The following is a 22,550-nucleotide window of genomic DNA, read 5'->3' as shown; positions in this document are numbered from 1 at the left end:
ACGAACTCCTCCTCATGATATAATAGTGTTAATGATTTGTTGCTATGAGGGTCAGCCGTGTGCTGGCTCTTTTTTTATATCTCGATTCCAAAAAATGTGCAGATGTCTTCGATGGCAAACTCTGAAATTCTGCCACCATTTTCCCAAATGCTAATCGTCGCTTCAGAATATCCTAATCGTTCACCAAGCTCTTTTTGAGTCAGTTTACGCTCTAGCCGTTTCATTTTCAAAATGGTATTGAACTCTTTGGGTACTACATTAAATAAAATTGATTCCTCGACTCCTAACTCGTCAGCTATTCTTTTTCTAAAGCGTTCAGATGGTACAACGCGTATTCACTCATTCTCCATCTCCTCGATTAGCCAGTCAAGGTTCTTACGTGCTTTCTTCAGGTCTTCGATACCATTCTTTTCTTTGTATCGGAGTAAATACTCTACCGCACTGCACCAGCGATGTGCTTCCATTTCTGACTTACCTTTGATGAAATTTCTCGTAACATCTTTCACTTCGAGGCCATAAGTCCCGATGTAGTGGTTTGGTTTGTTTATATTGTCTGTCATTATTTATCCTCCAAAAGCTCTGGGTTTTCGTAGATGTTGCCGATGATTTCAAATGGATATGTGTTATTTTCAACCAATTCAGCTAAAGGTTCCTGTTCGTTATATTTTTTCGACTCGAACATAAACAAAGCATGCTCTTCATCCCAAAACACATTCACATTTATCACTTCATCATCAGTTTCGAATGCTAAAATATCCCCCTCAAAGATTTCATTGCCATTCTTATCCTTGAGTCCTGTTGATTGCATGAGTTCAATGTTTTTAAAGCCAATAAATCTTAGTACGTTATCATCATCTACATATTCAGCTTCTTTATCATCGAAGTATAATCCATCAACAAGATATAATTGTGATGAAATTCTATTCCACATCCTAAATTTTGGTATCATACCAAGTCCTCCTCTTTGACGAAAGTACCATCAATCCAACGACCTTTGCGGTCTTTGATTTCTTGGTAAGCCAGTTCAAAACATTCTTCAAAATCATATCCAAGTGCGGTGCTTAGCAATTTTAACCAGCGGATTGTACGTATCAGACTTACTTTGCGAAAATCTTTGGAAAATGAATCTTGGTAAATCTGAAAATCGCTTATATTTCTACTTAAATGACTAAAACAAGTCATTACATCTCTATCATTTCCTGATGTTTCAAAAATCTTATGCACGTCCTCTTTTATCAGCAACGCCAGACCAACAATCACAACTGCACAGTCTCCAATGCTATCTTTAGTTAGTTGCTCATTCTTCTTGAGATACCCTGCGCATAGTTCGCCGAACTCCTCGCTTAATTTCAAAGACTGCTTGTCTAGTCGTCCACCGTTCTCAAGGTCACGGTCTATAAACCATTGTTTCACTTTGTCTATTGTGTTCATGATAACTCCTATCTATTTGTCAGTTTTGGTACAATTTCATTTACGATAAATAAGTAGTTTGGTGCTACAAGATACCGACCAATATTGGAAGCAAAAGCCAATATCAATGCTAGTGTAATACCAACAATTAGCTTTTTTATAGTTCCTTTAGAGTTTTTAAGGTTCTCCTTTGTAAGTTTCTCTGCATATTCAAGCTTAGTAAAACCTTCTGGAATATACCTATAACTCAAACTATCGGAATCTACCTTGATTCGAACTACTACATACACAAGAACTCCTGTTAGGATAGCACTAAGCAAAATCATAGCTATAGAGGTATTATCAAGTACATTGTACAAAGTCCATTCTCTCATAAGCTGTTCGTAAATCTGTGGTGCATTCCCTTTAAATGTCGTAAGCAAAGAGCTTACTTCATCAACTGTCATATTTAGCATTTTTGCTAAAGCTTGTAAAATATCGTCCATTATAATAAAACCTCATCTCCTATCTTCACCTTGTCATACACGTCCTTCGTAACCACGAACATCCCGTAGTCACGTATCGTAAGCGTGTATAGCTTCCCATGTCGCCCTTTCTCGACGACCTTACCGAATATCTCTGCGCCTGCGTTATCAGCTCTATAGACGATAATTGGGCGCTTTTCTTCTAGTTTTTTAATGTGGATGCTCTGCCAAATATTCAATCCAGCAGATAGCAAAATCCAAATAGCTATGAATCGTTTCATTCTGTTGCCTCCTCGAATTTCATAAACGTCATCCAATGCGTAGTACCTCTTTGTTGCCCAAACAATGGTTTACAAGGTATAGATTTAAGAACTTCTTTAACGTTGATTTGACAATCAGACCATTTAAAAACTAGAGTACCTCCAATTTTTAGAACTCTCATACATTCTTCAAAACCCTTGGCTAAATCTTCCGACCAGGTAACTTTGTCCAGCTGGCCATATTGTGATCGCATAATTGAGTTTTGACCTGCCCATTTCAAATGTGGCGGATCAAATACTACTAGATTAAATGTTTCATCATCAAATGGCATATCACGGAAATCTCCGACAACGTCAGGGTTTACGTTTACCTTTTTCCCATGTATTTCAAATTTTTCTTGCCTGATGTCCATGAATGTTGTATGACTTTCATTTTTATCAAACCAAAACATACGACTACCACAACAAGCGTCTAGTATTCGTATATCTCCCATCACCCAACCTCCTCTTTTGATTTAACTGCAATTTCTAAGTAAAAGCTTTGATCGGGTATCTCCAGTATCGCTGTAGTGGTTTTACCGTCAGACTCAACGATAATTTCTCCGATTGCCAAAACTAAGTCTCCAATTGTGCTATTTAGCGTAAGGCTCATTCTTCCACCTCCTCAATCTCAATCCCCTCACAATCGAATACCCAGCCGAAGTCAGCTTCTTCTAGTTCTTTCTTTGTGTGATATGGACTAAATAAACTACATTCTGTTAAGCTCCCATAGTACCAATGATTATTTTGTAGCTGGTGTTTCAAGTATGCACTATCTTCTACAACTCCTTTAATTCTAACTATATACCTTTTTTCTTTCTCGACCTCGTAGCCGTCAAGCCATGCACGAGCGAAGAGTTCTTGGTTGCTATTAACCTTAATCCAATCTATCATCTTGTGACAGTCATCTGAGTAATGTAAGATGGTATTTATATTCATAGCGCTTTTTAAATTAAAACCAAAATTATTTTTACATTTCTCAATCCAATCCTCCACACACTGCGGAACTTTGACTTTCTCTGGTTCGTCTAGCTGTTTGATTGTTTCGATGATTCTGTCTACATCAATACAATTGATAAATCTACTTTTACTTTCTTTTAAGTCGTTACAATAAACAATCAATTCCTGCTTATTCATCCCTCCACCTCCTTAACTTCAAAAAGTTTGCTAGTGAATACTTCTCCAAATCCTGCTTCTTCAAGCTCTTTGCGTGTATGCTTTGTGCGGAATTCTCCTACTTCGTGCTTACTCATGAAAAGCCATTCGTCTTGCTTTTTATTGTAATTCAAGTAATCATATCCGTCTTTCAATTTTTTCAAGCCTTTGAAACGAACTTGGTAAAGCGTTTCAAGCTCAACATTAAAGCCGTTGACCCATGCACTCAAAAACTTATCTCCATTATCATCCTTCGTGATCCACATTAAGATTTCAAGTTCATACTTTAGATTTTCAAGTGATGTAAAAAAGTTTTTCCCTTTTGCTTTTTGGTGCGTGATAAACTCTCCTACTTCTTTTGGTATAGTTACTAATTCTTCTTTATTCATCTTCCAACTCCTTTATTTTCTTTCTTAACTCTTTATTCTTTTTCTTCAACAAATCGCGCTCCAGCGCTCTAATGCGTCTCTTACGTGAATCGCACGGCTTTGAATACTCGATTATCTTCTCTTCGTTTTGCTCGATTGTGCGTTTTAATCCGTCGATTACTGTTTGTTTGCTATATTCCATGGTTTATCCTGTTTATAAAAATCCAGCTCTTGCCCCTCATGGCTCAAAGACACAAGAGCTAGCAAATTCTTTATACGTCATTCGTCCAAGTCTGACGCATATTCTAGCTCGCTTTTAACGTGGTTCGCGGCACGTTGATTTTGTTGCTAAGTAATAGCAATCTACAGCACCATAATCAAACCTCACATCGTCTTTTACGATGTGTTTCTTGAATTTTGGTCTGCTAATACCTGAGAAAGCCCACTGATGGTCTTTCATATGCTCAATAAGATCATCGACATTGTCAAACCTCCCAAGGAAAAACTTACAGTGCCCGTTGTAGACGAAATAAAGCTCTAACATCACTCCACCTCGACAGGGTAGAAGTTCCCAAAGGAACTCCTCAATGCTTTACCAACCTGTAAGGCTGCCGCCCGAGAGATAAACCGCATGGCTTTCTTCTCCTCGGAACACGAAATATCCAAGCCAGTCACTCCGATAACTGCGGACCTCAGAAACGGCTTATCTTCTCTTGCCCCATGTTTTAAGACAAACATCAGCCACCTCCATTCTAAAAATATTGCTTTCGCTTATTTGTCAAATCATTGAAAACCATCAAATGGTCTTTATCAACACCCTTCATCAGTCTGGACATAAAGGGTCTGCCATACCTTTTCTGAATATCAGCAGAAATCAAATTCGTGGTAATAATTGTATTTGAGCGCTTATTCAGGATATTGTAGAGAATAGTAAACGACCACTCACTATCCTTTTCCATCCCCAAATCATCCAAGACCAAAAACTTGGCACTCGCAATTTTATTGACCAGAAACTCTTCCTGACTAAAGTCCGCCTTGATTTTCATTAACAAGTCAGTCACGTTGATGAAAATAGCAATCTCTTTCGTGTACTCAGATAAAGCTTTTACCATAGCAAAAGCCAAATGGCTCTTACCTGTTCCAGCTTCTCCTTGTAACACGATGTTGTTCCTAGCACCCTCAGACCACTCGCGACAAATCCTCTTTGCAAAAGCTAGCTTTTCCGCTTCATTTTCGGTTGGGGTCTCAAAATTGTCCAAAGTCGCATTTTTCAAAACCTCATCGTAAAGAGAGAACTTTTCTAGATAGTACTTCCTTTCTCGCTCACTCTCAGCGTCGGCCAGTTCATTCACTCTTGCTTGATTCTCCTCATGGATCCGTTCAGATTCACACATACGACACACAACACTTTCAGTCCTCAATATTTTTATCAAAGGAATGTTGTGCTTTTCGCAAAGCTCTTCCTGTTGTTCTGTATTCCTGCGATAAGATAAGGCAACTTCCTCAAGTACATTGTCTACCATGACAGACGACCTCCGCATTCATTCCAGCTAGCCATTTCAGACAAGCATGCAACCACTTGATGAATTGGTTGGTCTGCTAAAAGAGTTTTCTTCTCGTAGCTCAACGGATAATAGTCAATCTCGAATTGTTCAATTAGTTCTAGTACCCCCATTCGTCCTTGGCCTCCTGTTCTTCTTTCTTATCCTTGTTCTTCTTTTCTGATTGACGAACCTGCTCAACAGTCGTGACATTGTTCATTTGCCAATTTCTTAAAATCCCACCTATATATTTGATGTTGGGTTTTCCAGAGTTGATAGCAATCTTCAGTGCTTCCTTTACCAAATCCCCATCATTCTCATTTAGTAGATGGTTGATTTCTTCAATCTCAAACCCAGATAAGAGCCTACGAAATTCAGATTGAAAAAGTTCTAAGATATTTTCTTCACTACCACTACTACTAGTAGTAGTAGTTATTCTATTCTTATTCTTATCTTCATCTAATCTATTCTTATTCTTATCTTCATCTTCTTCTAGTGCGTTACCGTCCGTTACTGTAACGTTACCTGTAACGTTACCAAGAGCAAGATTTTTCTGTTTTTTACGGTATTTGGCTACACGGTTACGTGTCTGTTCCTTGATTTTCTCCATTCCATCAACGTTTTGATGTTTTTCCCAATTTGGCAAGCTAATGATTCCATCGATAATCTCAATCATCCCGAACTGTTCAAAGATTCCAATAGCCATTCTTACTGTATTCAATGGTCTACGAAAAATAGTAGCTAACATTTCATCTGTATAGTGAACCTTATCAGTCATCATCAGCAAACCATTACTGTTATGTTTTCCAGCAAGTGTCAAAATCTTGAACCATATCACTAAGATGGCATCAGGATCAGGTAAGGCATCAATCAGGCAAATCTTTTCATCGTCAAAAATATCGGTTGTGATTTTAATCCACTTGATTTCAGACATACCGAGCGCCCCACTTCCTCCGATTCGCACGGTACTTCATCCGCATATCCTCATAGATATACCTGCCTTCTAACTCTAGTTTTTCAAGCTTGATCAGACGATTTTGAGAGACCACATCATGATAGTCTTTTGTTAGTTTTTCAAAATCCTTAACAATTTTTTCATAGTCCTTGGTTAATTTTTCATAGTCAGTTATGTATTCTTTGACTAATAATAGATTTTTATGATTATATTCCCAAATCGTAATAAAATGTCTGTTAGCTGATCCCTTTTCTATCGCTTCTTTGATATACATAATCTGGTCATCCAGCCATTGAATCAATCTTTCCATTTCTTGACCTCCTCACTTCAAGATGTGCATTTTAGGCTCTGGTAATGCCAGAGGTTCTTGGCGCAAGCCTAGATGTTCTGAACGCAAGCCTGTAGGCGGTTCGTTGTCGTAGGTGAAGCCTTTAAACTCTCGCTGAATATTCTTGCGAATTTCTTGCCATTTGTCCTCTCTACCACGTTCATATGCATGATTACGCACTTGGATAATCATAGACGCAAATTCTTGCTCTTCTCGTCTTTCTTTTTCCTTACGCTCCTCTTGCAATTTGATATGACGGCAAAGCCCTGCAAATCCAATCAGCAAGGCTCCAACACCCATTAACTGGTCTAAAATCGGTGGTTCAAACATTTTTTATCTCCTTATGCTCTTAATTTTCGTACTTCTTTCTCTAATTCCAAAATTTCATAAACATCATTGACATCGTACATAATATCTTTTCCTTGCTTACGAAATCTTAATCCTTTACGTTCTAACTTTTTGATATAGCCATGAGTAAAGCCGAACTTCTTCATCAAAGCTTGTTGATTGATTGGCATGCGATCATTCTCTAACTGCTCCTTGACTTGCTTTTCAGCAAAGGCTAGTAATTGGTTTGTGAACAATTCAGCACTTTCGCCGTCCAATCGTAATTGTAACGTTATACCTTCCATTTTCTACATCCTCTCAACTATGCGGGCAAGCATTTTTGTGATATAATGGTCTAAATTGTTTAAGTATGCGCCTGATTGCCGTCAGGTGCTTTTTCTGGATTAACAGAAGAAGCCATTGAACAATTCTACAAGCGATTCTATGAAACTGTTACGAATTTAAAAGACGATCATCCAGAATCGTAACATCTATTTGGAGCACATCTTCTGGATGTGCTTCTTTAATGCGAGCTATTTTTCCAATAGCTTCATCTACAGAAGTACTTCTTAAATAAATCTTCAGTTTTGCCATCCCTCTGTCTTCCTTTCTATTTTTTCTGTCTATCTTTCTGCTATAATTAAATCCGAAATTGATAGGCTTTTTCTGTAAACGCTCAAGAAAACTAGTATTTTTTGAGAAACTTTGCACCAACTTTGGGTCTGCCTTTACAAAGGTGGACTCTTTTTTCCCACTATACGGATATCGTCTTGGTCTCATTTTTCCCTCCCTACGCTTGACTAAAAGCGTTCAGTTCCATAATCTTCATCTTGGTATTAGTGCTTGGCTCCCACGTCATCCAGTAAGCAAGAGCGGCATCCGCATGCTTCTTTGGTAGCAAGTCATAGCGACTAATGTTGAAGTGGTCCTTGAAATCAATCTCAGCTTGTCTAAATACCGACTGGGCAAAAATCTTATCAGCATAAGCTGGACTATCGATACCACCCAGGCATGCCACAACCCTAGCCTTACGCTTCTTCAGGAGCGACTGAGCATAGCTTGGATGAATCGGTTGCTCACTCTTAAGGTAGTCGATATCTTCCAGCATGGTCGCTTGTTGCTCACGCAATTTCTTTTGTCCAGTAAATAAAGCAATAAAGGCATCCTCGTCCAAATCCTCGCGGATAAATCCGCCCTGCTTGCGAATAGCTGGCAAGACCTCTGAAGTCACCCAGCGCTTGAACTCCTTAGCTTGAGGCAACTTGCTGGATAAGATAAGAGAGTAGAGACCAGATTCGTTGATGATGATAGTTTCTTGGACCCTTCCTAAATTATCTGTGAGGCCCTGTTTTAGGGCGTCATCTTCATCAACATGAAGAGCAATCGCATTTCTAGCCTTGCTATATCCTAGGATGTCTGCAACATCTTTCCCAACGAACCAAGGCTCGTCATCAATTGTCAAAGTACGGACTTCCTGCCCGTGAAAATTAAAAATTTCGTTCATAGTGTTCCTTTCAAATGTGGTATAATCAAAATAAAACGAGGTAATTCTGATGAAATTAAATCCTGATTGTATCCGTGATATCCTTTTTGTTGTTGAAGAGTATTCAACATACTCCAATGATGTCTCAGAGGATAAACTATATGAAAAACTTGTTCCAAAATATTCACAAGAAGAGCTACTTTATCATGTCAGACAATGTGAACATAGTGGCTTATTTCTCGACGTACAACATTATTTTGGTGGTTTCTCAATTCAAGATTTATCTCCTTATGGTCATCAGTTCATCAATGATATTCGCCAAGATACCAATTGGAATCGGACAAAAGATATAGCAAAGAATGTTGGTTCTTTTTCACTGGATGTCCTTAAAGATATTTCATCACAAGTTATTACCAACCTCATTTCAAATCAGCTTGGCAATAAATTTTAAGTAGACAGTAGCATGGTTGCATTCAGCCGTGCTTTTTGTTTTGATTGCTTGCACACCTTTTAATTTTTGGTTATTCAAATAAATACCATCTTCTCTTATTTTTAATTCGTTCATAATGTTCCTTCCTAGTTGCGGTTAAACCGCAATATCGTGTAAAAAAATAATGTCATCAATAGACACACCAAAAGTAGTAGCGATTTGATAAGCTTGGGTTACAGTAGGTTCTGTTTTTCCTCGCTCCCAATTTCCCCAAGTATCAACAGAGACATCAATAGCCTCGGCTGCATCCGCTTGTCTCCAATTTTTTAGAGTTCTCAATGTTTTAAGAGTCATTTTCTGCATTTTACAGTCCTTTCTATCTTTTTTTATAATTGAGTGACTCAACTATGACTCTATTATAATGCGGTTAAACCGCAATGTCAAGTGTTTTTTGCGTTTTTATCGTATTTTTTTATTTTTTTCTTTACTTTTTTGCGTTTTTGCCGTAATATATACTATATAAAGGAGTGATACAAATGAGCAATAATAAAAGTAAAGAAATTTTCTCTGCGAACTTGGAAAAGTTAATGGCCAGCAGAGACGTTGATAGAAATAAACTTTGTTCTGATTTAGGATTAAAATACACTACTGTAAGAGATTGGTTAAAGGGTATAACTTATCCTCGGATAGGAAAAATAGAATTACTTGCGGACTATTTCGGTGTTAATAAATCGGACTTGATAGAAGATAAAACTCAAGAAGTAAAAGAAGTAAAAATCCCTACTTCCCCTCTTGTCCAAAAAATTACTGAAAAAGTTGTAAAGTTGTCAACTCCAAGAAAACAAAAAGTTCTGAACTATGCTAATGAACAATTAAAAGAGCAGAATAATAAAGTGATTATGATTGAGGAAAAGCTTTTTGAATACCGTGTTTTTGAAAAACTTTCAGCTGGTACTGGATTTTCATACTTCAACGATGGGAACTATGACACTGTTTTTTATGACAAAGACCTAGACCACGATTTTGCTTCTTGGGTTTTCGGAGATTCCATGGAACCTAAGTATATGAATGGAGAGGTTGTTCTTATCAAAGAAACAGGGTTTGACTACGATGGTGCCGTTTATGCGGTTGACTGGGATGGCCAAACTTATATCAAGAAAGTCTATAAAGAAAAAGACGGTCTTAGACTCGTCTCTATCAATAGCAAGTATAAAGATAAATTTGCACCATATGAAGAAGATCCGAGAATTATTGGAAAAATAGTCGGAAACTTCATGCCAATTGAAAATTAGAAGGAGAAACTTATGAAAATTGGAATGAGAAAACCAAGTCTAACCAGAAGTTTAAAAGCTAGAACAACTAGCAAATGGAAAAGACAGGCCAAAAAAGCTATTATCCCTGGATATGGTAAGAAAGGGATGGGATGGGTTAAAAATCCAAAGAAAGCTATGTATAACAAAGTTTATCATAAGACAACCTTTGGACTTTCGGATTTGTTTAAACCATCTAAAAAAAAGGCGAAAAATAACAAACAACCTCTACAATATGATTCTTCAAGACAACACACATCTAATAAGAATAAGCGAGGTTCATTTATTTTTCTAATTGTCTCTTTAATCTTACTGTTCATAGTTCCTCCTTTGGGTGTACTTCTTCTACTTGTTAACTTTTTCGTTTTTATTATTAAATATTTTTCAAGCAAGAAACGAAAAGTCACTTCTAGCAATCCATCTGTGGATAAAATTATTTTCCATGAAGACTTCTTGTTGATGGGAACAAATTATCATAAAGAAGAAGCTGAGATTGCTGCTGATTTTCTTTCTGAAGGTGTTCACTATTTCGGAAAAGATAACAAGAGTTTAAAATCTTATATGCTTGAAACATATAAACCAGTTTATAAATACAATAAATTAAAAACAGTAGATGTTCATCTACTGCCTGAGCCATCAAATCCTCATGACCAAAACGCTATTCAAGTTTTAGTAAATAATATTTTTGTTGGATATATACCAGCTTCTATTGCGGCACAAATTTCAACTTACATAGCTAATCCGAACTACAGATATGATGCAATTCTTACAGGTAGAGGTGGACCTTATAAAACACTTAATATTGAAACTGAGCGAGTCATTTCTCGAGAAAGTGACCTAACTTATTACTTAGATTTAACATTATGGCATCTAGCTGAAAAATAAAAAAATCCCCACACTCTCCATCGCCAAACTTTGAGTGTGAGGATTCAACTTTCCATCAAGCAAGCAATGGAAAATATGATAAAAAAATACAACTATAGTTTATCATAAGTTCTACACCTTTTCAACTATGCGGGCAAGCAATCGAAAAGAAAGGACTTTTTATGATAAAAAAATATATTACAAAAAAAGGAGAAACTAGATATCTCTTTCAAACATACCTGGGCATAGACCCTGCAACTGGAAAAGAAAAACGGACAACAAGACGTGGTTTTAAGACCATTAAAGAGGCAAAGGCTGCCGAACGTGACCTTCTCTTAGATGTTGAAGAAAATGGTTTTTCAAACAATGAAGATTTCCAGAACCCTACTTTCGCTGAAGTTGCTGAATTATGGCTTGATAGCTATAAAAACACTGTAAAACCCACAACCTATCAGAATGTCAAGGATAAGCTTGATGTTATGATTGACTTGTATTTTACAGATATGAAAATCCAGCAGATCAGTGTCGCTTATTGTCAGAAGGTTGCTATAAAGTTAAGTAATCGCTATATCCTCTATGCCAACTACTACTCTGTCATTAGCCGTATTTTCAAGTATGCTACTTCTATTGACATCATTAAGTCAAATCCCTTAGACAAGATTATCAAGCCTAAAAATAGGCCCTTAAAGACCAAAGAGAATTACTATACCAAACAGGAGTTATCAGATTTTCTTAAAGTTTGCAAAGAAGATTGTACCCCTGTAGACTATACCTTTTTCCACTTACTCGCTTTTTCTGGATTGAGAAGCGGAGAAGCTATCGGACTAATGTGGTCAGATATCGACTTTGAAAATAAACGGTTAAGCATTTCTCGAACAGCTGTCGTGGTTGGAAAAAAACAGACTGTTCAGGATCCTAAAACAAAAAGGAGTAAGAGGGTTATCACTTTGGATGATGAAACTCTGAATGTATTGAAACTCTGGAAACGTCAGCAGATAAAAGAATATTTCCAAGTTGGTATAGCATATCAGCATGATTCAAATTATATCTTTACGAATAACAGAGGGGACTGGCTTTCAACTGCAGCAATGAAAGTAAAGCTTCAAAGATTCTTTTGTAAACACAATAAGCTTAAAAAAATTACGCCCCACGGCTTTAGGCACACACACGCTTCTCTCCTCTTTGAAGCTGGTGTCACAGCTAAGATTGTCTCAGATAGACTGGGGCATAACAATGTTCAAACTACTCTTGATATGTATACCCACATCAATGATAATCAACGTGTTGAAGTTGTTGACCAGCTCATGGATTTCATCCGCTCAAGCTAAAAATCATGTCGTATTCAATATCGTATTCACTTTTGGTTAACACACCAGAAACCCACTGATTTCAAGGGGTTAGCAAGCCGTGTACCATTTATAGCATAAATAAACAAAATAACCAAGAATTTTTGTAAAAAAATTCTCTTTAAAAAGAAAAACTATATCTATCAAAAATGATAAGATACAGTTTTAAAAATATATCCTTACAATGTCTCAAATAGTTCTTGCATTTGCACATCATCTGGAACCAGTTTTAAGTAAGCTTGAGCATTGACTTTTGCTTCCTCAAAGTAGCCCAATTCACGCAAGAGGTAGATATAGTGTTCCAGAAACTCTGGATTATCCTTTAAATCTCCTGCCAACTCTTGGTAAAGCTCATAGGCAGTATCCAAATCGTCCATTTCTTGATAAGAACGAGCAATCATCCATTTGGTCAAGAGATTTTCTGGCTCGTCGCTCTGCAAATCTAGAATATCCTCATAACGCTCCTGCTCTAGATAAATAGTAGCCAAACGAAGCAAGATTTCTTCTGTATCCTCAGCGTCTTCTTTTGCAGTAAGGAGGTAGTTCTCTGCCCCACTAGCATCATGCAATTCATAAGAAAATTGTGAAGCAGCCAGTAAGAGACGAGTTTCAAATGGATTTTTCTCCAACCCTTGCTTAGCGATACGCAGGGCTTCTTGAACTTGATGTTCCTTATGTAAGGCCTGACTGTAACCATACTCATATCCTTCAAAATCAGGTGAAATGGTATCAAGTTGCTTAAAGTAGAGGACAGCTTTTTGGTATTCTTCTTGATCAAAGTAAAGACTGGCCAACTCAAAAGCTGTTAGGTCATCGTATTCTAACTCCAGGGCTTTTTCTAAAAACTCTGTAGCCGTTTCAAATTTCCCTAACTGGGCATAGGCAAAGCCAATCCGTTGATAGGTGGAAATGCCTGTTTGCTCATAAATAGTACGATTATCTAACTGGGCATAGCCTTGAATGGCCTCTTGATAATTTTCCAACTCACTATCCAACTCTGCTAAGCCCAATATCAAGAGAGGATCTTCTGAGTAAGTCAAGGCCTCCAGAAGTTTCTCACGCGCCACATCTGTCAAACCTTCCAACTGGTAAAGGTCTGCCTTCAGAGCCAAAGCAGAAACATACCAGTCACTGTCAGCTTGGATTTCCTCAAGATAAGCAAAGGCTTCTTCGATTTGACCATCCTCGCTAGCAATAGCTGCTAGATTAAGATTAACCTCTGGAAAATTTTCTACAATTTTCAGGTAAATTTCCTTTGCCTGAGGATAAAAACCAATTCCTTCAAGATAAGTAGCTAACTCATACAGAAGGTCACTTGGATCATTTTCTAAAGCTTTGACGAAATAGTTCTCAGCCTTGGTTAAATCTTGCTCTTCCAAAGCCTGTAACATCTGTTGACTATTGTTCACTCTTGACTTCCTCTCCCTCTAGTTCATATAGGCCACTGACTACTTTATACCATTCGAAAATCGCTGAAATGACAACCTTAGCAGAGGCATAAACTGGAATACCGAGCAAGACTCCCCAGATACCAAACATGGATCCTGAAGTTAACAAAACAAAGAGAACATTAATGGGATGGATGTTTAATTGACTTCCCAAAATCAATGGAGAGACAAAACGACCTTCAATAGTTTGTTCTACGATAAAGACAATCACAACTTTCAAAAGCATGACTGGCCCAGCAATCAAGCCCAATACTAGGGCAGGAAGCATGGCTAAGAAGCTACCCAAATAAGGAACCAGATTTAAAATACCAGCAGTAACCCCCAACGTAACTGCATAGCGTAGACCAATAATCTTGAAGAAAATCATAAACATTACCGCTACAATAATAGCTACTGTTACTTGCCCTCTAACATAGTTGGACAACTGCTGGTTCACATCTGATAAAACTTGTCCAACAGGTTCTTTCAATTTCGTTGGCATGAATTGGGTCAAATAGTGACGTAGGCCTTTTCCATCACGTAAGAGATAAAAGAGCATGAACGGAACGATAATCAAGGCAACAATCACTTGAGAAGCCCCGCTAATAAAGGCGCTCACCCAGTTGACTGCTTGAGATGAAACCTTACTTGCCCAAACTGTAGCCTGACTTGAGAAGTTTGTCAAAACTTGTTCTAACTGAGGTCTGAAATCATCTGGTAAACGCTTGGTGACCAAATCATCAATAACTCGATCAGCATCTTCAAGGTAGACTGGAACATTCCTTGCAAAACTTAAAACCTGACGTTGCAGATTTGGAATGGCTACTGCCAAGCCCCAAATGATAAAGAGAGCGATGATGACAAAGACAATACTGATTGCGATAACGCGATTAATCTTATGCTTCTCCATCCAATCAACAATAGGATTCAATAAATAGTATAGTAAACCAGATAGAATGACTGGCAACATCACAACTGCCAAGAAATCTAAAACAGGTGAAAATAGAAAACTAATCTTACTTAAAATAAACAGATCGAGTCCCAATAATAAGGTTACCAAAAATACCGTAATTGCCTTGTTATCCAAAAACCACTTGAAAAACCAAGATAAGCTAAAATGTTTCTCTTTTTGCTCCATAAATACTTCCTTTCTATTGTTCTCTCATTATACCATTTTTAAATCAAAATAACTCTTTTTTAAAGTGCTTACATGGAGACAGCGACATAAAAAATCCCCTCAAAAGAGGAGATTCGATTAGTCTTGAATATGACGGTCTAAGTTCTTCTGATAATCAGCATTGGATTTGCCTTTTTCATCAGCAAATTTCTTGCGGAACTCATCCATTTCTTTGGAAGTGACAATCTTATCTTGGAGTTTAAGATATTTATAACTGTTATCTCCTGTTTTGTCACCAATCCAACCATCAGCACCACTACCTAATACTTTCTTCGTTACTAACATTTGGGCACCGTCTGAGTGTACAGGAATAACTAGAGCACTATCTGTTAACCAAGCTTGCGCCTTAGCATATTTAGAATAACGTTTTTGCAGATCTGTTTTTTCACTATTTGCATCATCAATCAATCCTTTGTATTTATCCAATCCAACTGTTTTAATGGCTGGATTGTCTGTTCCTGGTGCTACACCAAGAGAGCCGAGGAGACTTGGACCTGAAGTTGGATCAAATACATCTAGATAAGTTGATGGATCTGCATAATCCGGACTCCAACCACTATTAACATTAATGTCCCAATCAACATTATTATTTGATGTCGCTAGAACAGTCATGTTTCCCAATTCATCATCAGAAACCTGTTGAATGTCAACAACTACATTTTCAGAGCCCAAGGCTTCTTCAATGGATTGTTTATAAGACTGAGCTTGATGGATAAAATCTGTCTGAGTCGATGAAACTGGAAGATCTAAATGAATTGGGAACTGTACTCCATCAGCTTGAAGAGTTTTCTTAGCAGATTCAAACTTAGCTTTAGCCTTGTCTACGTTATGAAGTGAATCTTGCGCATCATCAAGACTGACATCTTTCCAGACATTATCCAATTTATCCAATTCTATCTTAGTTACTTGACCAAACGATTGGTCTCCAACTTGTACAAATGTTGGAGGAGTGAAACTTGTACGTAATTTACGAGGCGCCACTTCATCCCCAAACACCTGAGAAACAGCTGCTTTACGATCTGCAGCAAATGCCAAGGCTTGACGGAAATCTTTGTTTAAAAGTGCTTTCTTAGTAGAGGATTTTTCTACATCACTTGTTTTAGCAGTATGATTGTATGACACACGATCAATATTAGTAGACATATAGAATACGCCACCTCTTTGTTGACCATATACAATATTATCCTTGTATTTTTCTTTTAGACGTTCATAGTTGGCAGAGTTTTTAAAGAGTGGAGCAGCTGGATAATGTCCCTCATCAAAACCACGTCCTAGAGAGTCTGCATCTTGACCATCAAAGAATGATAACTTGATATCATCAATAAAGACATTTTGCTTATCCCAGTAATTTTGGTTTTTGGTCATTTCGATAGAAGATTTCGAAGTAAGCCCCTTAAGAAGATATGCCCCATTGTATAGTATACTCGTTACATCAGTGGCCTTACCAAAATCATCTCCTTTAGATGCCAAAAAATCTCCACTCACGGGAGCAAGGACTCCCATTGTTGTTTTTGAATTCCAGAAAGATTCTGGATGGTTCAAAGTATAAACAACAGTATAATCATCTGTTGCTTTCACGCCTACGGTTGAGAAATCTGTTGTTTTCCCATTTACATAGTCATCCAATCCTTTGATAGAATCCTGTACCAAATAGAGAGCCTGTGATTTCTTATCAGCTGCATGCTTAAGACCAGTTACAAAATCCTGAGCCTTAACTTCACCATACTCCTCTCCCTCATTGGTATACCACTTGACACCCTGACGGATTTTATAGGTATAGGTCAAACCATCTTTGGAAACAGTCCAATCTTCTGCAACTGATGGGACCAGATTCCCATATTGATCATTTTCTAATAATCCATCAATAACATTACCTGTAATCTGTTTAGTGCTGACATTACCAGAAACTGTATAATCCAAAGTAACAGGATCTAATGAGAATACATAGGCATAAGTAACTGGTTTAGTTGCTTGTTTAGTTGCTTGTTTAGTTGCTTCTTTAGTTGCTTCTTTAGTTGCTTCTTTATTACCATTACCAGATGAACACGCTACTAGCACTGCTGCCGAGAGTACAGCAACTCCTGCTGCTAAGAAAACACGTTTTTTCATAAACAAACTCCTTTGCAATTTGTATAAGATTATTATAGCACTTTTATTAAGTAAATCAATGAAAACATTTCTAATATTATCATCAAAAGAATTAGGTAAAGCTCTTGCTAATCTTGATTTCTTCATAGTAGCATTTTTGTGATATAATAGTCTTATCTTTATATAGAGGTAAAGTTATGAAAGAAACTGTTTATTTTGGAACTTATACACGTCGTACTTCCCAAGGGATTTACAAGGCAGACTTCGATACAGAAACTGGTCAGCTTTCAAATCTAGAACTTTTTGCTACTGAGCCAAGTCCAACCTACCTTGCCTTTGACCAGCACCAACATTTATACACTGTTGGTAGTCAAGACGATAAGGGGGGAATTGCAGCCTATCAAACTAATGGTAACTTATTAAATCACGTCGTTGAAGAGGGAGCCCCCCACTGTTATGTTGCCGTTGATGAAAAGCGTGATTTGGTTTACGCGGCAAATTACCACAAGGGACAGGTCCTTGTTTATAAACGTCAGGAAGATGGTCGTCTTCTACTTAGTGATGTTGATCAACACAGTGGCCAAGGTCCACATGAAAATCAAGCTTCTCCACATGTTCACTATACAGATTTAACACCTGACCACTATCTAGTGACCTGCGACTTGGGAACAGACCAAGTTATCACTTATGATTTTGATTCAGAAGGAAAATTATCTAAGCTCTATACCTATCATAGCCAGCCAGGAGCAGGCTCACGCCATATTATTTTCCATAACCATTATAAAATCGCTTATCTCATTTGTGAACTCAATAGCACTATCGAGGTTCTAATCTACGATGGTGTTGGCGAATTTGAACGCATGCAAGTCATTTCAACTCTACCAGACGGTTATGAAGGCTTTAATGGTACTGCTGCCATTCGTCTCTCTAAAGATGGTAAATACCTCTACGCCTCTAACCGTGGTCATGATTCTATCGTAGTATATACAATCCTTGCGGACGGTAGCTTAGAGTTGTTAGAAATCGTTCCGACACATGGTCAGACTCCACGTGATTTTGATTTGACACCAGACCAAGAATTTGTCATTGCTGTCCATCAAGACTCTGACAATGCAACCGTCTTTAAACGCAATTCTGAAACTGGACGTCTAGCAGAACTTTCTAATGACTTTCATGTCCCAGAAGCAGTCTGCATCAGTTTTGCCCCTTAAGAAAACATAAAAAATGAACTTGGTAACTCAAGTTCATTTTTTTCTTATAGTCTATTTCCGACATTAATACGGTTAATGGCACGTTGCAGTGCAATCTTCGCACGACGTTCTTGGTCAATCAAGTGTTTGTCTTGTGCTTCTTCAATTTCACGCTCTGCTCGAAGTTTGGCACGTTCTGCACGACTAACGTCGATATCACGAGCCCGTTCTGCAGAGTCAGCAACGATTGTGATAACACCATTAGCAACTTCGATAACGCCTCCGTTCACTGCAATCCAGTTCACGTGATTTTCATCATCTACACGTTTAACCTTAACCTCATCAACTGCTAAAACTGCAATCATATTTTCATGTCGTGGCAAGATTCCCATCTCACCATCCAGAGTTCGAACTGATACAAAGCTGGCATGGTGATCATAGACGAGACCATCTGGTGTCACGATCTGGACAGTTAACTGAGCCATAGATCACCTCTTAAAATCCCATTTTTTCAGCTTTTGCAATCACATCTTCGATAGAACCAACCCCACGGAAGGCATCTTCTGGCAAGTGGTCGTGTTTACCATCAAGGATTTCCTTAAAGCCACGAACAGTTTCAGCAACTGGAACATAAGAACCTGGCTGACCAGTGAATTGTTCCGCAACGTTGAAGTTTTGTGACAAGAAGAACTGGATACGACGGGCACGAGCAACCAAGGTCTTTTCTTCATCAGAAAGCTCATCCATACCAAGGATAGCAATGATATCTTGCAATTCATGGTAACGTTGAAGAACGCGTTTTACTTCAGCAGCAACTGCATAGTGCTCTTCTCCAACGATTTCAGGTGCCAAGGCACGTGAGCTTGAAGCAAGTGGGTCAACGGCTGGGTAGATACCCAATTGTACCAACTTACGTTCCAAGTTAGTTGTTGAGTCCAAATGAGCGAAGGCTGTTGCTGGCGCTGGGTCAGTATAGTCATCCGCTGGCACATAGATAGCCTGGATAGAGGTTACAGAACCCTTTTTAGTTGATGTAATACGCTCTTGCAATTGACCCATTTCCGTAGCAAGTGTTGGTTGGTAACCAACGGCTGATGGCATACGACCCAAAAGGGCAGATACTTCTGAACCAGCCTGAGTGAAACGGAAGATATTATCGATAAAGAGAAGCACGTCTTGGCCTTCCACATCACGGAAGTATTCAGCGATTGTCAAACCAGTAAGGGCAACACGCATACGTGCTCCTGGTGGCTCATTCATCTGACCAAATACCATGGCTGTTTTCTCGATAACACCTGATTCTTTCATTTCCCAGTAAAGGTCGTTCCCTTCACGAGTACGTTCCCCAACACCGGTAAATACTGAAATACCACCGTGTTCTTGGGCAATGTTATGAATCAACTCTTGAATCAAGACAGTTTTACCAACTCCGGCACCACCGAAAAGTCCAACCTTACCACCTTTAAGATAAGGGGCAAGAAGATCGATAACCTTAATCCCTGTTTCAAGGATTTCAGAAGAGGTAGACAACTCATCAAAAGTTGGAGCTTTTTTATGAATTGGCTGACGCTCTGCATCTTCTGTAAAAGGAACTTCCAAGTCAATGGTATCTCCCAAAACATTGAAGACACGTCCCAAAGTTTCTTTACCTACTGGTACAGAGATTGGACGACCTGTGTCCAATACTTCCATTCCACGAGTCAAACCATCTGTTGATTCCATGGCGATAGTACGGACCATACCATCTCCCAACTCCAAGGCTACTTCAAGGACGATTTTTGTTTTTCTTTCGTCATTTTTGTAGACGACAAGTGCATTGTTAATCTCAGGAAGTTTTTCCCCTGCTGCAAACAAGACGTCTACAACGGGACCGATAACCTGAGCAATTTTACCTGAACTCATCTCCTTCTCCTATTCTATATAAGATACTGTCGGTCCCTAGCTTAACTAGGTCCTAAGTTCATTTTCATACGAGCTGGACTAGTGCCTATTCTAAGGCACTAGCTCCTGCTACGATTTCTGTAATTTCTTGTGTAATCGCCGCCTGTCTGGCACGGTTATACTGAATTGTCAAATCATTAATGACTTTCTTAGCATTATCTGTCGCTGTTTGCATGGCTGTCATACCAGCAGCATTTTCAGCTGTCTTAGCATCGATAATAGCACCATAAATCATACTTTCTGCAAATTGAGGCAACAACTGCTCCAAAATTTCTTCTCGACTAGTTTCCAACTCAAAGGTCAAACTGTAACTGTCATCCGCTTCATTTGGATCCAAGTCAACAATCGGAAGCATTTGCTCCACACGCATTTGACTGGTTAGCGTATTGACATGGTGGTTATAGCAGACATAGAGTTCATCAAAAAGTTCATTTTGGTACATTTCAACAGTTTTTGAAATAATCTTACGAACTTCATCAAAGCTTGGTTGATCTGCCAAGCCACGTAGTTCATAAAGTGGTTGAATACCACGAGCTTTAAAGAAATCAGCTCCCATTCCACCAATACAGATCATTTCAAAACCTTGACCATCTGGATGGTATTCTTCTTTCAGCTCCATAACGGCTTTCAAAATAGAAGAATTATAACCTCCAACCAAACCTCGGTCTGATGTAATGACGATATAGCCTGTCTTCTTAACTGGACGGCTAATCAACATCGGATTGGTTGAACTACCAGCTCCATTCCCATGAAGAATATCCGTCAAAAGTTTACGAACTTTCTGAGCATAAACTTGGAAGTTGCGAGCAGCTTCTTCAGAACGACCTAGCTTAGCAGCTGATACCATCTGCATGGCATTTGTGATTTGACTCGTATTTTTTGTTGAGGCGATTTTTGTTTTAATATCATTTAGAGATACTGCCATCTGACACCTCTATTCTTATTGGAAGCTGGTTTGATTGAGAAACTCTGTAATCGCAGCATCCAAGACTGCTTCTTCTGGCAAGTCTTTTGTATCACGAATGGTTTCCAAAATCTCTGGATGTTGAGCATCAAAGAAGGCATGGAACTCTTCCTCGAAACGAACAATATCATCTACTGGAACAGTATCCAAGAAACCATGTGTCAAAGCATAGAGAATGGTTACTTGTTTCTCAACAGGTAATGGTTTGTGAACAGGTTGTTTCAAGACTTCAACTGTACGACGTCCACGGTTCAACTTAGCCTGTGTTGCCGCATCCAAGTCAGAACCAAACTTAGTGAAGGCTTCCAACTCACGGTATGAAGCAAGGTCGATACGAAGTGTACCAGCAACCTTTTTCATGGCTTTGATTTGTGCAGAACCACCTACACGAGATACAGATGAACCCGCATCGATGGCTGGACGAATACCCGCATTGAAGAGACCATCACCAAGGAAGATTTGTCCATCAGTGATTGAAATCACGTTGGTTGCGATATAGGCAGAGATATCTCCTGCTTGTGTCTCGATAAATGGTAGGGCAGTAATTGATCCACCACCAAGTTCATCAGAAACTTTAGCTGAGCGCTCAAGCAAACGGCTGTGAAGGTAGAAAACATCCCCTGGGAAAGCTTCACGACCTGGAGGACGACGAAGCAAGAGTGACAGTTCACGATAAGCTACCGCTTGTTTTGATAAATCATCATAAACGATCAAAACATGCTTACCTTGGTACATAAATTCTTCCGCCATGGCAACCCCAGCATAAGGAGCTAGGAAAAGCAATGGAGATGGTTGTGAAGCAGAGGCTGTCACAACGATTGTGTAGTCCAAGGCACCGTACTGACGTAGTGTTTCTACTTGCGTACGAACTGTTGATTCTTTTTGTCCAATCGCTACGTAGATACAGATCATATCTTGACCTTTTTGGTTCAAGATTGTATCAATCGCAATGGTTGTTTTCCCTGTCTGACGGTCACCGATAATCAACTCACGTTGACCACGACCAATCGGTACAAGGGCGTCAATAGCTTTCAAACCAGTTTGCAATGGTTCTGATACAGACTTACGTTGCATAACACCAGGAGCTGGTGCTTCTACTGGACGAGTTTTATCAGTGTAGATTTCTCCAAGACCGTCAACTGGACGACCAAGTGGGTCCACAACACGACCAATCAGACTTTCACCTACTGGGACTTCCATGATTTTCCCTGTACGGCGGATTGTATCGCCTTCACGGATATCTGTAAAGTCACCTAGGATGATAATACCAACGTCTGTTGACTCCAAGTTTTGAGCCATACCATAAGAGCCGTTTTCAAAAATCAACAACTCTCCACTCATGGCATTTTCAAGGCCGTGAGCACGCGCGATACCGTCCCCGATATAGGTTACAACACCTGTTTCAGTCACATCAAAATTGGGTTTGAAATTTTCAATTTGTTGCTTAATTAAAGCGCTGATTTCTTGTGCGTTAATTGCCAAA

General features: G+C 38.7%; 35 protein-coding genes. 5 read left to right on the top strand and 30 right to left on the bottom strand.

Features of this window, described 5'->3' with window-relative positions:
* Positions 1-74 precede the first annotated feature (74 nt).
* The 21 genes from D8848_RS05275 to D8848_RS05185 all read right to left on the bottom strand — a co-directional run bounded on the left by D8848_RS05275 (position 75) and on the right by D8848_RS05185 (position 8,351).
* Positions 75-224, bottom strand: coding sequence for a helix-turn-helix domain-containing protein (locus D8848_RS05275; protein WP_125443103.1), 150 nt, complete (start codon positions 222-224; stop codon positions 75-77).
* 111 nt (positions 225-335) lie between these two features.
* Positions 336-560, bottom strand: a complete 225-nt coding sequence (locus D8848_RS05270; RefSeq protein ID WP_125443102.1) for a DUF3310 domain-containing protein — start codon at positions 558-560, stop codon at positions 336-338.
* Positions 560-949, bottom strand: a complete 390-nt coding sequence (locus D8848_RS05265; RefSeq protein ID WP_125443101.1) for a YopX family protein — start codon at positions 947-949, stop codon at positions 560-562. Before D8848_RS05265 ends, D8848_RS05270 begins: the two co-directional genes overlap by 1 nt.
* A complete protein-coding gene (locus D8848_RS05260) occupies positions 946-1,431 on the bottom strand; it encodes a MazG-like family protein (RefSeq protein WP_125443100.1) in 486 nt (161 codons plus the stop codon). Before D8848_RS05260 ends, D8848_RS05265 begins: the two co-directional genes overlap by 4 nt.
* A gap of 8 nt (positions 1,432-1,439) precedes the next feature.
* Positions 1,440-1,895 (bottom strand): hypothetical protein, encoded by a 456-nt coding sequence (locus D8848_RS05255; protein ID WP_020903586.1) that lies wholly within the window; start codon positions 1,893-1,895, stop codon positions 1,440-1,442.
* Positions 1,895-2,155, bottom strand: coding sequence for a DUF1372 family protein (locus D8848_RS05250; RefSeq protein WP_125443099.1), 261 nt, complete (start codon positions 2,153-2,155; stop codon positions 1,895-1,897). The genes D8848_RS05255 and D8848_RS05250 overlap by 1 nt, the downstream gene beginning before the upstream one ends.
* Positions 2,152-2,628 carry a class I SAM-dependent methyltransferase gene (locus tag D8848_RS05245; protein ID WP_125443098.1) on the bottom strand — a complete coding sequence of 159 codons (477 nt, stop codon included), beginning with the start codon at positions 2,626-2,628 and terminating at the stop codon, positions 2,152-2,154. Before D8848_RS05245 ends, D8848_RS05250 begins: the two co-directional genes overlap by 4 nt.
* Positions 2,628-2,786, bottom strand: a complete 159-nt coding sequence (locus D8848_RS10770; RefSeq protein WP_185756855.1) for a hypothetical protein — start codon at positions 2,784-2,786, stop codon at positions 2,628-2,630. Before D8848_RS10770 ends, D8848_RS05245 begins: the two co-directional genes overlap by 1 nt.
* Positions 2,783-3,310 carry a DUF1642 domain-containing protein gene (locus tag D8848_RS05240; protein WP_125443097.1) on the bottom strand — a complete coding sequence of 176 codons (528 nt, stop codon included), beginning with the start codon at positions 3,308-3,310 and terminating at the stop codon, positions 2,783-2,785. The genes D8848_RS10770 and D8848_RS05240 overlap by 4 nt, the downstream gene beginning before the upstream one ends.
* Entirely contained in the window at positions 3,307-3,717 is a 411-nt protein-coding gene (locus D8848_RS05235) for a DUF1642 domain-containing protein (protein WP_125443096.1), read from the bottom strand. Before D8848_RS05235 ends, D8848_RS05240 begins: the two co-directional genes overlap by 4 nt.
* A complete protein-coding gene (locus tag D8848_RS05230; RefSeq protein ID WP_125443095.1) occupies positions 3,710-3,898 on the bottom strand; it encodes a hypothetical protein in 189 nt (62 codons plus the stop codon). Before D8848_RS05230 ends, D8848_RS05235 begins: the two co-directional genes overlap by 8 nt.
* Before the next feature lie 114 nt (positions 3,899-4,012).
* Positions 4,013-4,240 (bottom strand): hypothetical protein, encoded by a 228-nt coding sequence (locus D8848_RS10905; protein ID WP_125443094.1) that lies wholly within the window; start codon positions 4,238-4,240, stop codon positions 4,013-4,015.
* The gene (locus D8848_RS11025) at positions 4,240-4,434 is read right to left on the bottom strand and encodes a hypothetical protein (protein WP_125443093.1); all 195 of its coding nucleotides are present in this window, start codon (positions 4,432-4,434) and stop codon (positions 4,240-4,242) included. Before D8848_RS11025 ends, D8848_RS10905 begins: the two co-directional genes overlap by 1 nt.
* Positions 4,435-4,448: 14 nt before the next feature.
* Positions 4,449-5,219: an ATP-binding protein gene (locus D8848_RS05215; protein ID WP_125443092.1), complete on the bottom strand. Its 771-nt coding sequence runs from the start codon at positions 5,217-5,219 to the stop codon at positions 4,449-4,451.
* Positions 5,213-5,371 (bottom strand): hypothetical protein, encoded by a 159-nt coding sequence (locus D8848_RS10765; RefSeq protein WP_185756854.1) that lies wholly within the window; start codon positions 5,369-5,371, stop codon positions 5,213-5,215. Before D8848_RS10765 ends, D8848_RS05215 begins: the two co-directional genes overlap by 7 nt.
* Positions 5,359-6,171 (bottom strand): phage replisome organizer N-terminal domain-containing protein, encoded by an 813-nt coding sequence (locus tag D8848_RS05210; protein WP_125443091.1) that lies wholly within the window; start codon positions 6,169-6,171, stop codon positions 5,359-5,361. The genes D8848_RS10765 and D8848_RS05210 overlap by 13 nt, the downstream gene beginning before the upstream one ends.
* Positions 6,164-6,502: a hypothetical protein gene (locus D8848_RS05205; protein ID WP_125443090.1), complete on the bottom strand. Its 339-nt coding sequence runs from the start codon at positions 6,500-6,502 to the stop codon at positions 6,164-6,166. Before D8848_RS05205 ends, D8848_RS05210 begins: the two co-directional genes overlap by 8 nt.
* Before the next feature lie 12 nt (positions 6,503-6,514).
* Positions 6,515-6,850, bottom strand: coding sequence for a hypothetical protein (locus D8848_RS05200; protein WP_125443089.1), 336 nt, complete (start codon positions 6,848-6,850; stop codon positions 6,515-6,517).
* Positions 6,851-6,861: 11 nt separating this feature from the next.
* A complete protein-coding gene (locus D8848_RS05195) occupies positions 6,862-7,152 on the bottom strand; it encodes a hypothetical protein (RefSeq protein ID WP_020903598.1) in 291 nt (96 codons plus the stop codon).
* A 148-nt stretch (positions 7,153-7,300) separates the two neighbouring features.
* The gene (locus tag D8848_RS05190) at positions 7,301-7,627 is read right to left on the bottom strand and encodes a hypothetical protein (protein WP_125443088.1); all 327 of its coding nucleotides are present in this window, start codon (positions 7,625-7,627) and stop codon (positions 7,301-7,303) included.
* Between the two features lie 10 nt (positions 7,628-7,637).
* Positions 7,638-8,351, bottom strand: a complete 714-nt coding sequence (locus D8848_RS05185; protein WP_125443087.1) for an ORF6C domain-containing protein — start codon at positions 8,349-8,351, stop codon at positions 7,638-7,640.
* A gap of 49 nt (positions 8,352-8,400) precedes the next feature.
* On the opposite strand from D8848_RS05185, the gene D8848_RS05180 reads away from it, so the two are divergent.
* Positions 8,401-8,781: a DUF2513 domain-containing protein gene (locus tag D8848_RS05180; RefSeq protein WP_125443086.1), complete on the top strand. Its 381-nt coding sequence runs from the start codon at positions 8,401-8,403 to the stop codon at positions 8,779-8,781.
* Here D8848_RS05180 and D8848_RS10760 read toward each other — a convergent pair.
* The gene (locus D8848_RS10760) at positions 8,755-8,895 is read right to left on the bottom strand and encodes a hypothetical protein (RefSeq protein ID WP_185756853.1); all 141 of its coding nucleotides are present in this window, start codon (positions 8,893-8,895) and stop codon (positions 8,755-8,757) included. The genes D8848_RS05180 and D8848_RS10760 overlap by 27 nt on opposite strands.
* Before the next feature lie 21 nt (positions 8,896-8,916).
* Positions 8,917-9,123 (bottom strand): helix-turn-helix transcriptional regulator, encoded by a 207-nt coding sequence (locus tag D8848_RS05175; protein WP_050216445.1) that lies wholly within the window; start codon positions 9,121-9,123, stop codon positions 8,917-8,919.
* A 173-nt stretch (positions 9,124-9,296) separates the two neighbouring features.
* On the opposite strand from D8848_RS05175, the gene D8848_RS05170 reads away from it, so the two are divergent.
* The 3 genes from D8848_RS05170 to D8848_RS05160 all read left to right on the top strand — a co-directional run bounded on the left by D8848_RS05170 (position 9,297) and on the right by D8848_RS05160 (position 12,262).
* On the top strand, positions 9,297-10,052 hold the full coding sequence (locus tag D8848_RS05170; RefSeq protein WP_125443085.1) for a LexA family transcriptional regulator: 756 nt from the start codon (positions 9,297-9,299) through the stop codon (positions 10,050-10,052).
* Between the two features lie 12 nt (positions 10,053-10,064).
* Positions 10,065-10,955, top strand: a complete 891-nt coding sequence (locus tag D8848_RS05165; RefSeq protein WP_125443084.1) for an HIRAN domain-containing protein — start codon at positions 10,065-10,067, stop codon at positions 10,953-10,955.
* Positions 10,956-11,116: 161 nt separating this feature from the next.
* Positions 11,117-12,262 (top strand): site-specific integrase, encoded by a 1,146-nt coding sequence (locus tag D8848_RS05160; protein WP_125443083.1) that lies wholly within the window; start codon positions 11,117-11,119, stop codon positions 12,260-12,262.
* A gap of 197 nt (positions 12,263-12,459) precedes the next feature.
* Here the strand turns inward: D8848_RS05160 and D8848_RS05155 are convergent, their stop codons facing one another.
* The 3 genes from D8848_RS05155 to D8848_RS05145 all read right to left on the bottom strand — a co-directional run bounded on the left by D8848_RS05155 (position 12,460) and on the right by D8848_RS05145 (position 16,993).
* The gene (locus D8848_RS05155) at positions 12,460-13,689 is read right to left on the bottom strand and encodes a tetratricopeptide repeat protein (protein WP_185756852.1); all 1,230 of its coding nucleotides are present in this window, start codon (positions 13,687-13,689) and stop codon (positions 12,460-12,462) included.
* Complete coding sequence (locus D8848_RS05150) at positions 13,679-14,845, bottom strand: AI-2E family transporter (RefSeq protein ID WP_125443082.1); 1,167 nt, start codon at positions 14,843-14,845, stop codon at positions 13,679-13,681. Before D8848_RS05150 ends, D8848_RS05155 begins: the two co-directional genes overlap by 11 nt.
* A 117-nt stretch (positions 14,846-14,962) precedes the next feature.
* On the bottom strand, positions 14,963-16,993 hold the full coding sequence (locus D8848_RS05145; RefSeq protein ID WP_125443081.1) for a peptide ABC transporter substrate-binding protein: 2,031 nt from the start codon (positions 16,991-16,993) through the stop codon (positions 14,963-14,965).
* 176 nt (positions 16,994-17,169) lie between these two features.
* Here D8848_RS05145 and D8848_RS05140 point away from each other — a divergent pair, with 176 nt between their 5' ends.
* Positions 17,170-18,183, top strand: coding sequence for a lactonase family protein (locus D8848_RS05140; protein WP_125443080.1), 1,014 nt, complete (start codon positions 17,170-17,172; stop codon positions 18,181-18,183).
* 44 nt (positions 18,184-18,227) lie between these two features.
* Here D8848_RS05140 and D8848_RS05135 read toward each other — a convergent pair whose 3' ends face one another.
* The 4 genes from D8848_RS05135 to atpA form a co-directional block, all read right to left on the bottom strand.
* Positions 18,228-18,647, bottom strand: a complete 420-nt coding sequence (locus D8848_RS05135) for a F0F1 ATP synthase subunit epsilon (protein WP_000068037.1) — start codon at positions 18,645-18,647, stop codon at positions 18,228-18,230.
* Positions 18,648-18,657: 10 nt separating this feature from the next.
* The gene (atpD, locus tag D8848_RS05130; RefSeq protein WP_049547270.1) at positions 18,658-20,064 is read right to left on the bottom strand and encodes a F0F1 ATP synthase subunit beta; all 1,407 of its coding nucleotides are present in this window, start codon (positions 20,062-20,064) and stop codon (positions 18,658-18,660) included.
* Positions 20,065-20,149: 85 nt separating this feature from the next.
* Entirely contained in the window at positions 20,150-21,028 is an 879-nt protein-coding gene (locus D8848_RS05125; RefSeq protein WP_125443079.1) for a F0F1 ATP synthase subunit gamma, read from the bottom strand.
* Positions 21,029-21,043: 15 nt separating this feature from the next.
* Positions 21,044-22,549: a F0F1 ATP synthase subunit alpha gene (gene atpA, locus D8848_RS05120; RefSeq protein WP_000996632.1), complete on the bottom strand. Its 1,506-nt coding sequence runs from the start codon at positions 22,547-22,549 to the stop codon at positions 21,044-21,046.
* Position 22,550: the final 1 nt, after the last annotated feature.

This window comes from Streptococcus mitis (assembly GCF_003942775.1).
In the GTDB taxonomy this organism is placed as follows: domain Bacteria; phylum Bacillota; class Bacilli; order Lactobacillales; family Streptococcaceae; genus Streptococcus; species Streptococcus mitis_CN.
Note: the sequence above shows the minus strand (reverse complement) of the source record. Positions and strands in the feature narration are given on the sequence as shown.

Bases quoted from the DNA above. Each gene is read 5' to 3' on its own strand.
- D8848_RS05150 (WP_125443082.1), bottom strand. From the start codon at position 14,845: ATGGAGCAAAAAGAGAAACATTTTAGCTTATCTTGGTTTTTCAAGTGG.
- D8848_RS05270 (WP_125443102.1), bottom strand. From the start codon at position 560: ATGACAGACAATATAAACAAACCAAACCACTACATCGGGACTTATGGC.
- D8848_RS05210 (WP_125443091.1), bottom strand. From the start codon at position 6,171: ATGTCTGAAATCAAGTGGATTAAAATCACAACCGATATTTTTGACGAT.
- D8848_RS05235 (WP_125443096.1), bottom strand. From the start codon at position 3,717: ATGAATAAAGAAGAATTAGTAACTATACCAAAAGAAGTAGGAGAGTTT.
- D8848_RS05125 (WP_125443079.1), bottom strand. From the start codon at position 21,028: ATGGCAGTATCTCTAAATGATATTAAAACAAAAATCGCCTCAACAAAA.
- D8848_RS05240 (WP_125443097.1), bottom strand. From the start codon at position 3,310: ATGAATAAGCAGGAATTGATTGTTTATTGTAACGACTTAAAAGAAAGT.
- D8848_RS10905 (WP_125443094.1), bottom strand. From the start codon at position 4,240: ATGTTAGAGCTTTATTTCGTCTACAACGGGCACTGTAAGTTTTTCCTT.
- D8848_RS05160 (WP_125443083.1), top strand. From the start codon at position 11,117: ATGATAAAAAAATATATTACAAAAAAAGGAGAAACTAGATATCTCTTT.
- D8848_RS05185 (WP_125443087.1), bottom strand. From the start codon at position 8,351: ATGAACGAAATTTTTAATTTTCACGGGCAGGAAGTCCGTACTTTGACA.
- D8848_RS05190 (WP_125443088.1), bottom strand. From the start codon at position 7,627: ATGAGACCAAGACGATATCCGTATAGTGGGAAAAAAGAGTCCACCTTT.
- D8848_RS05250 (WP_125443099.1), bottom strand. From the start codon at position 2,155: ATGAAACGATTCATAGCTATTTGGATTTTGCTATCTGCTGGATTGAAT.
- D8848_RS05195 (WP_020903598.1), bottom strand. From the start codon at position 7,152: ATGGAAGGTATAACGTTACAATTACGATTGGACGGCGAAAGTGCTGAA.
- D8848_RS10760 (WP_185756853.1), bottom strand. From the start codon at position 8,895: ATGAACGAATTAAAAATAAGAGAAGATGGTATTTATTTGAATAACCAA.
- D8848_RS05135 (WP_000068037.1), bottom strand. From the start codon at position 18,647: ATGGCTCAGTTAACTGTCCAGATCGTGACACCAGATGGTCTCGTCTAT.
- D8848_RS05255 (WP_020903586.1), bottom strand. From the start codon at position 1,895: ATGGACGATATTTTACAAGCTTTAGCAAAAATGCTAAATATGACAGTT.
- D8848_RS05245 (WP_125443098.1), bottom strand. From the start codon at position 2,628: ATGGGAGATATACGAATACTAGACGCTTGTTGTGGTAGTCGTATGTTT.
- D8848_RS05175 (WP_050216445.1), bottom strand. From the start codon at position 9,123: ATGCAGAAAATGACTCTTAAAACATTGAGAACTCTAAAAAATTGGAGA.
- D8848_RS05205 (WP_125443090.1), bottom strand. From the start codon at position 6,502: ATGGAAAGATTGATTCAATGGCTGGATGACCAGATTATGTATATCAAA.
- D8848_RS11025 (WP_125443093.1), bottom strand. From the start codon at position 4,434: ATGTTTGTCTTAAAACATGGGGCAAGAGAAGATAAGCCGTTTCTGAGG.
- D8848_RS05170 (WP_125443085.1), top strand. From the start codon at position 9,297: ATGAGCAATAATAAAAGTAAAGAAATTTTCTCTGCGAACTTGGAAAAG.
- D8848_RS05275 (WP_125443103.1), bottom strand. From the start codon at position 224: ATGAAACGGCTAGAGCGTAAACTGACTCAAAAAGAGCTTGGTGAACGA.
- atpD (WP_049547270.1), bottom strand. From the start codon at position 20,064: ATGAGTTCAGGTAAAATTGCTCAGGTTATCGGTCCCGTTGTAGACGTC.
- D8848_RS05260 (WP_125443100.1), bottom strand. From the start codon at position 1,431: ATGAACACAATAGACAAAGTGAAACAATGGTTTATAGACCGTGACCTT.
- D8848_RS05265 (WP_125443101.1), bottom strand. From the start codon at position 949: ATGATACCAAAATTTAGGATGTGGAATAGAATTTCATCACAATTATAT.
- D8848_RS05200 (WP_125443089.1), bottom strand. From the start codon at position 6,850: ATGTTTGAACCACCGATTTTAGACCAGTTAATGGGTGTTGGAGCCTTG.
- D8848_RS10770 (WP_185756855.1), bottom strand. From the start codon at position 2,786: ATGAGCCTTACGCTAAATAGCACAATTGGAGACTTAGTTTTGGCAATC.
- D8848_RS05215 (WP_125443092.1), bottom strand. From the start codon at position 5,219: ATGGTAGACAATGTACTTGAGGAAGTTGCCTTATCTTATCGCAGGAAT.
- D8848_RS05230 (WP_125443095.1), bottom strand. From the start codon at position 3,898: ATGGAATATAGCAAACAAACAGTAATCGACGGATTAAAACGCACAATC.
- D8848_RS10765 (WP_185756854.1), bottom strand. From the start codon at position 5,371: ATGGGGGTACTAGAACTAATTGAACAATTCGAGATTGACTATTATCCG.
- D8848_RS05165 (WP_125443084.1), top strand. From the start codon at position 10,065: ATGAAAATTGGAATGAGAAAACCAAGTCTAACCAGAAGTTTAAAAGCT.
- D8848_RS05145 (WP_125443081.1), bottom strand. From the start codon at position 16,993: ATGAAAAAACGTGTTTTCTTAGCAGCAGGAGTTGCTGTACTCTCGGCA.
- D8848_RS05140 (WP_125443080.1), top strand. From the start codon at position 17,170: ATGAAAGAAACTGTTTATTTTGGAACTTATACACGTCGTACTTCCCAA.
- D8848_RS05180 (WP_125443086.1), top strand. From the start codon at position 8,401: ATGAAATTAAATCCTGATTGTATCCGTGATATCCTTTTTGTTGTTGAA.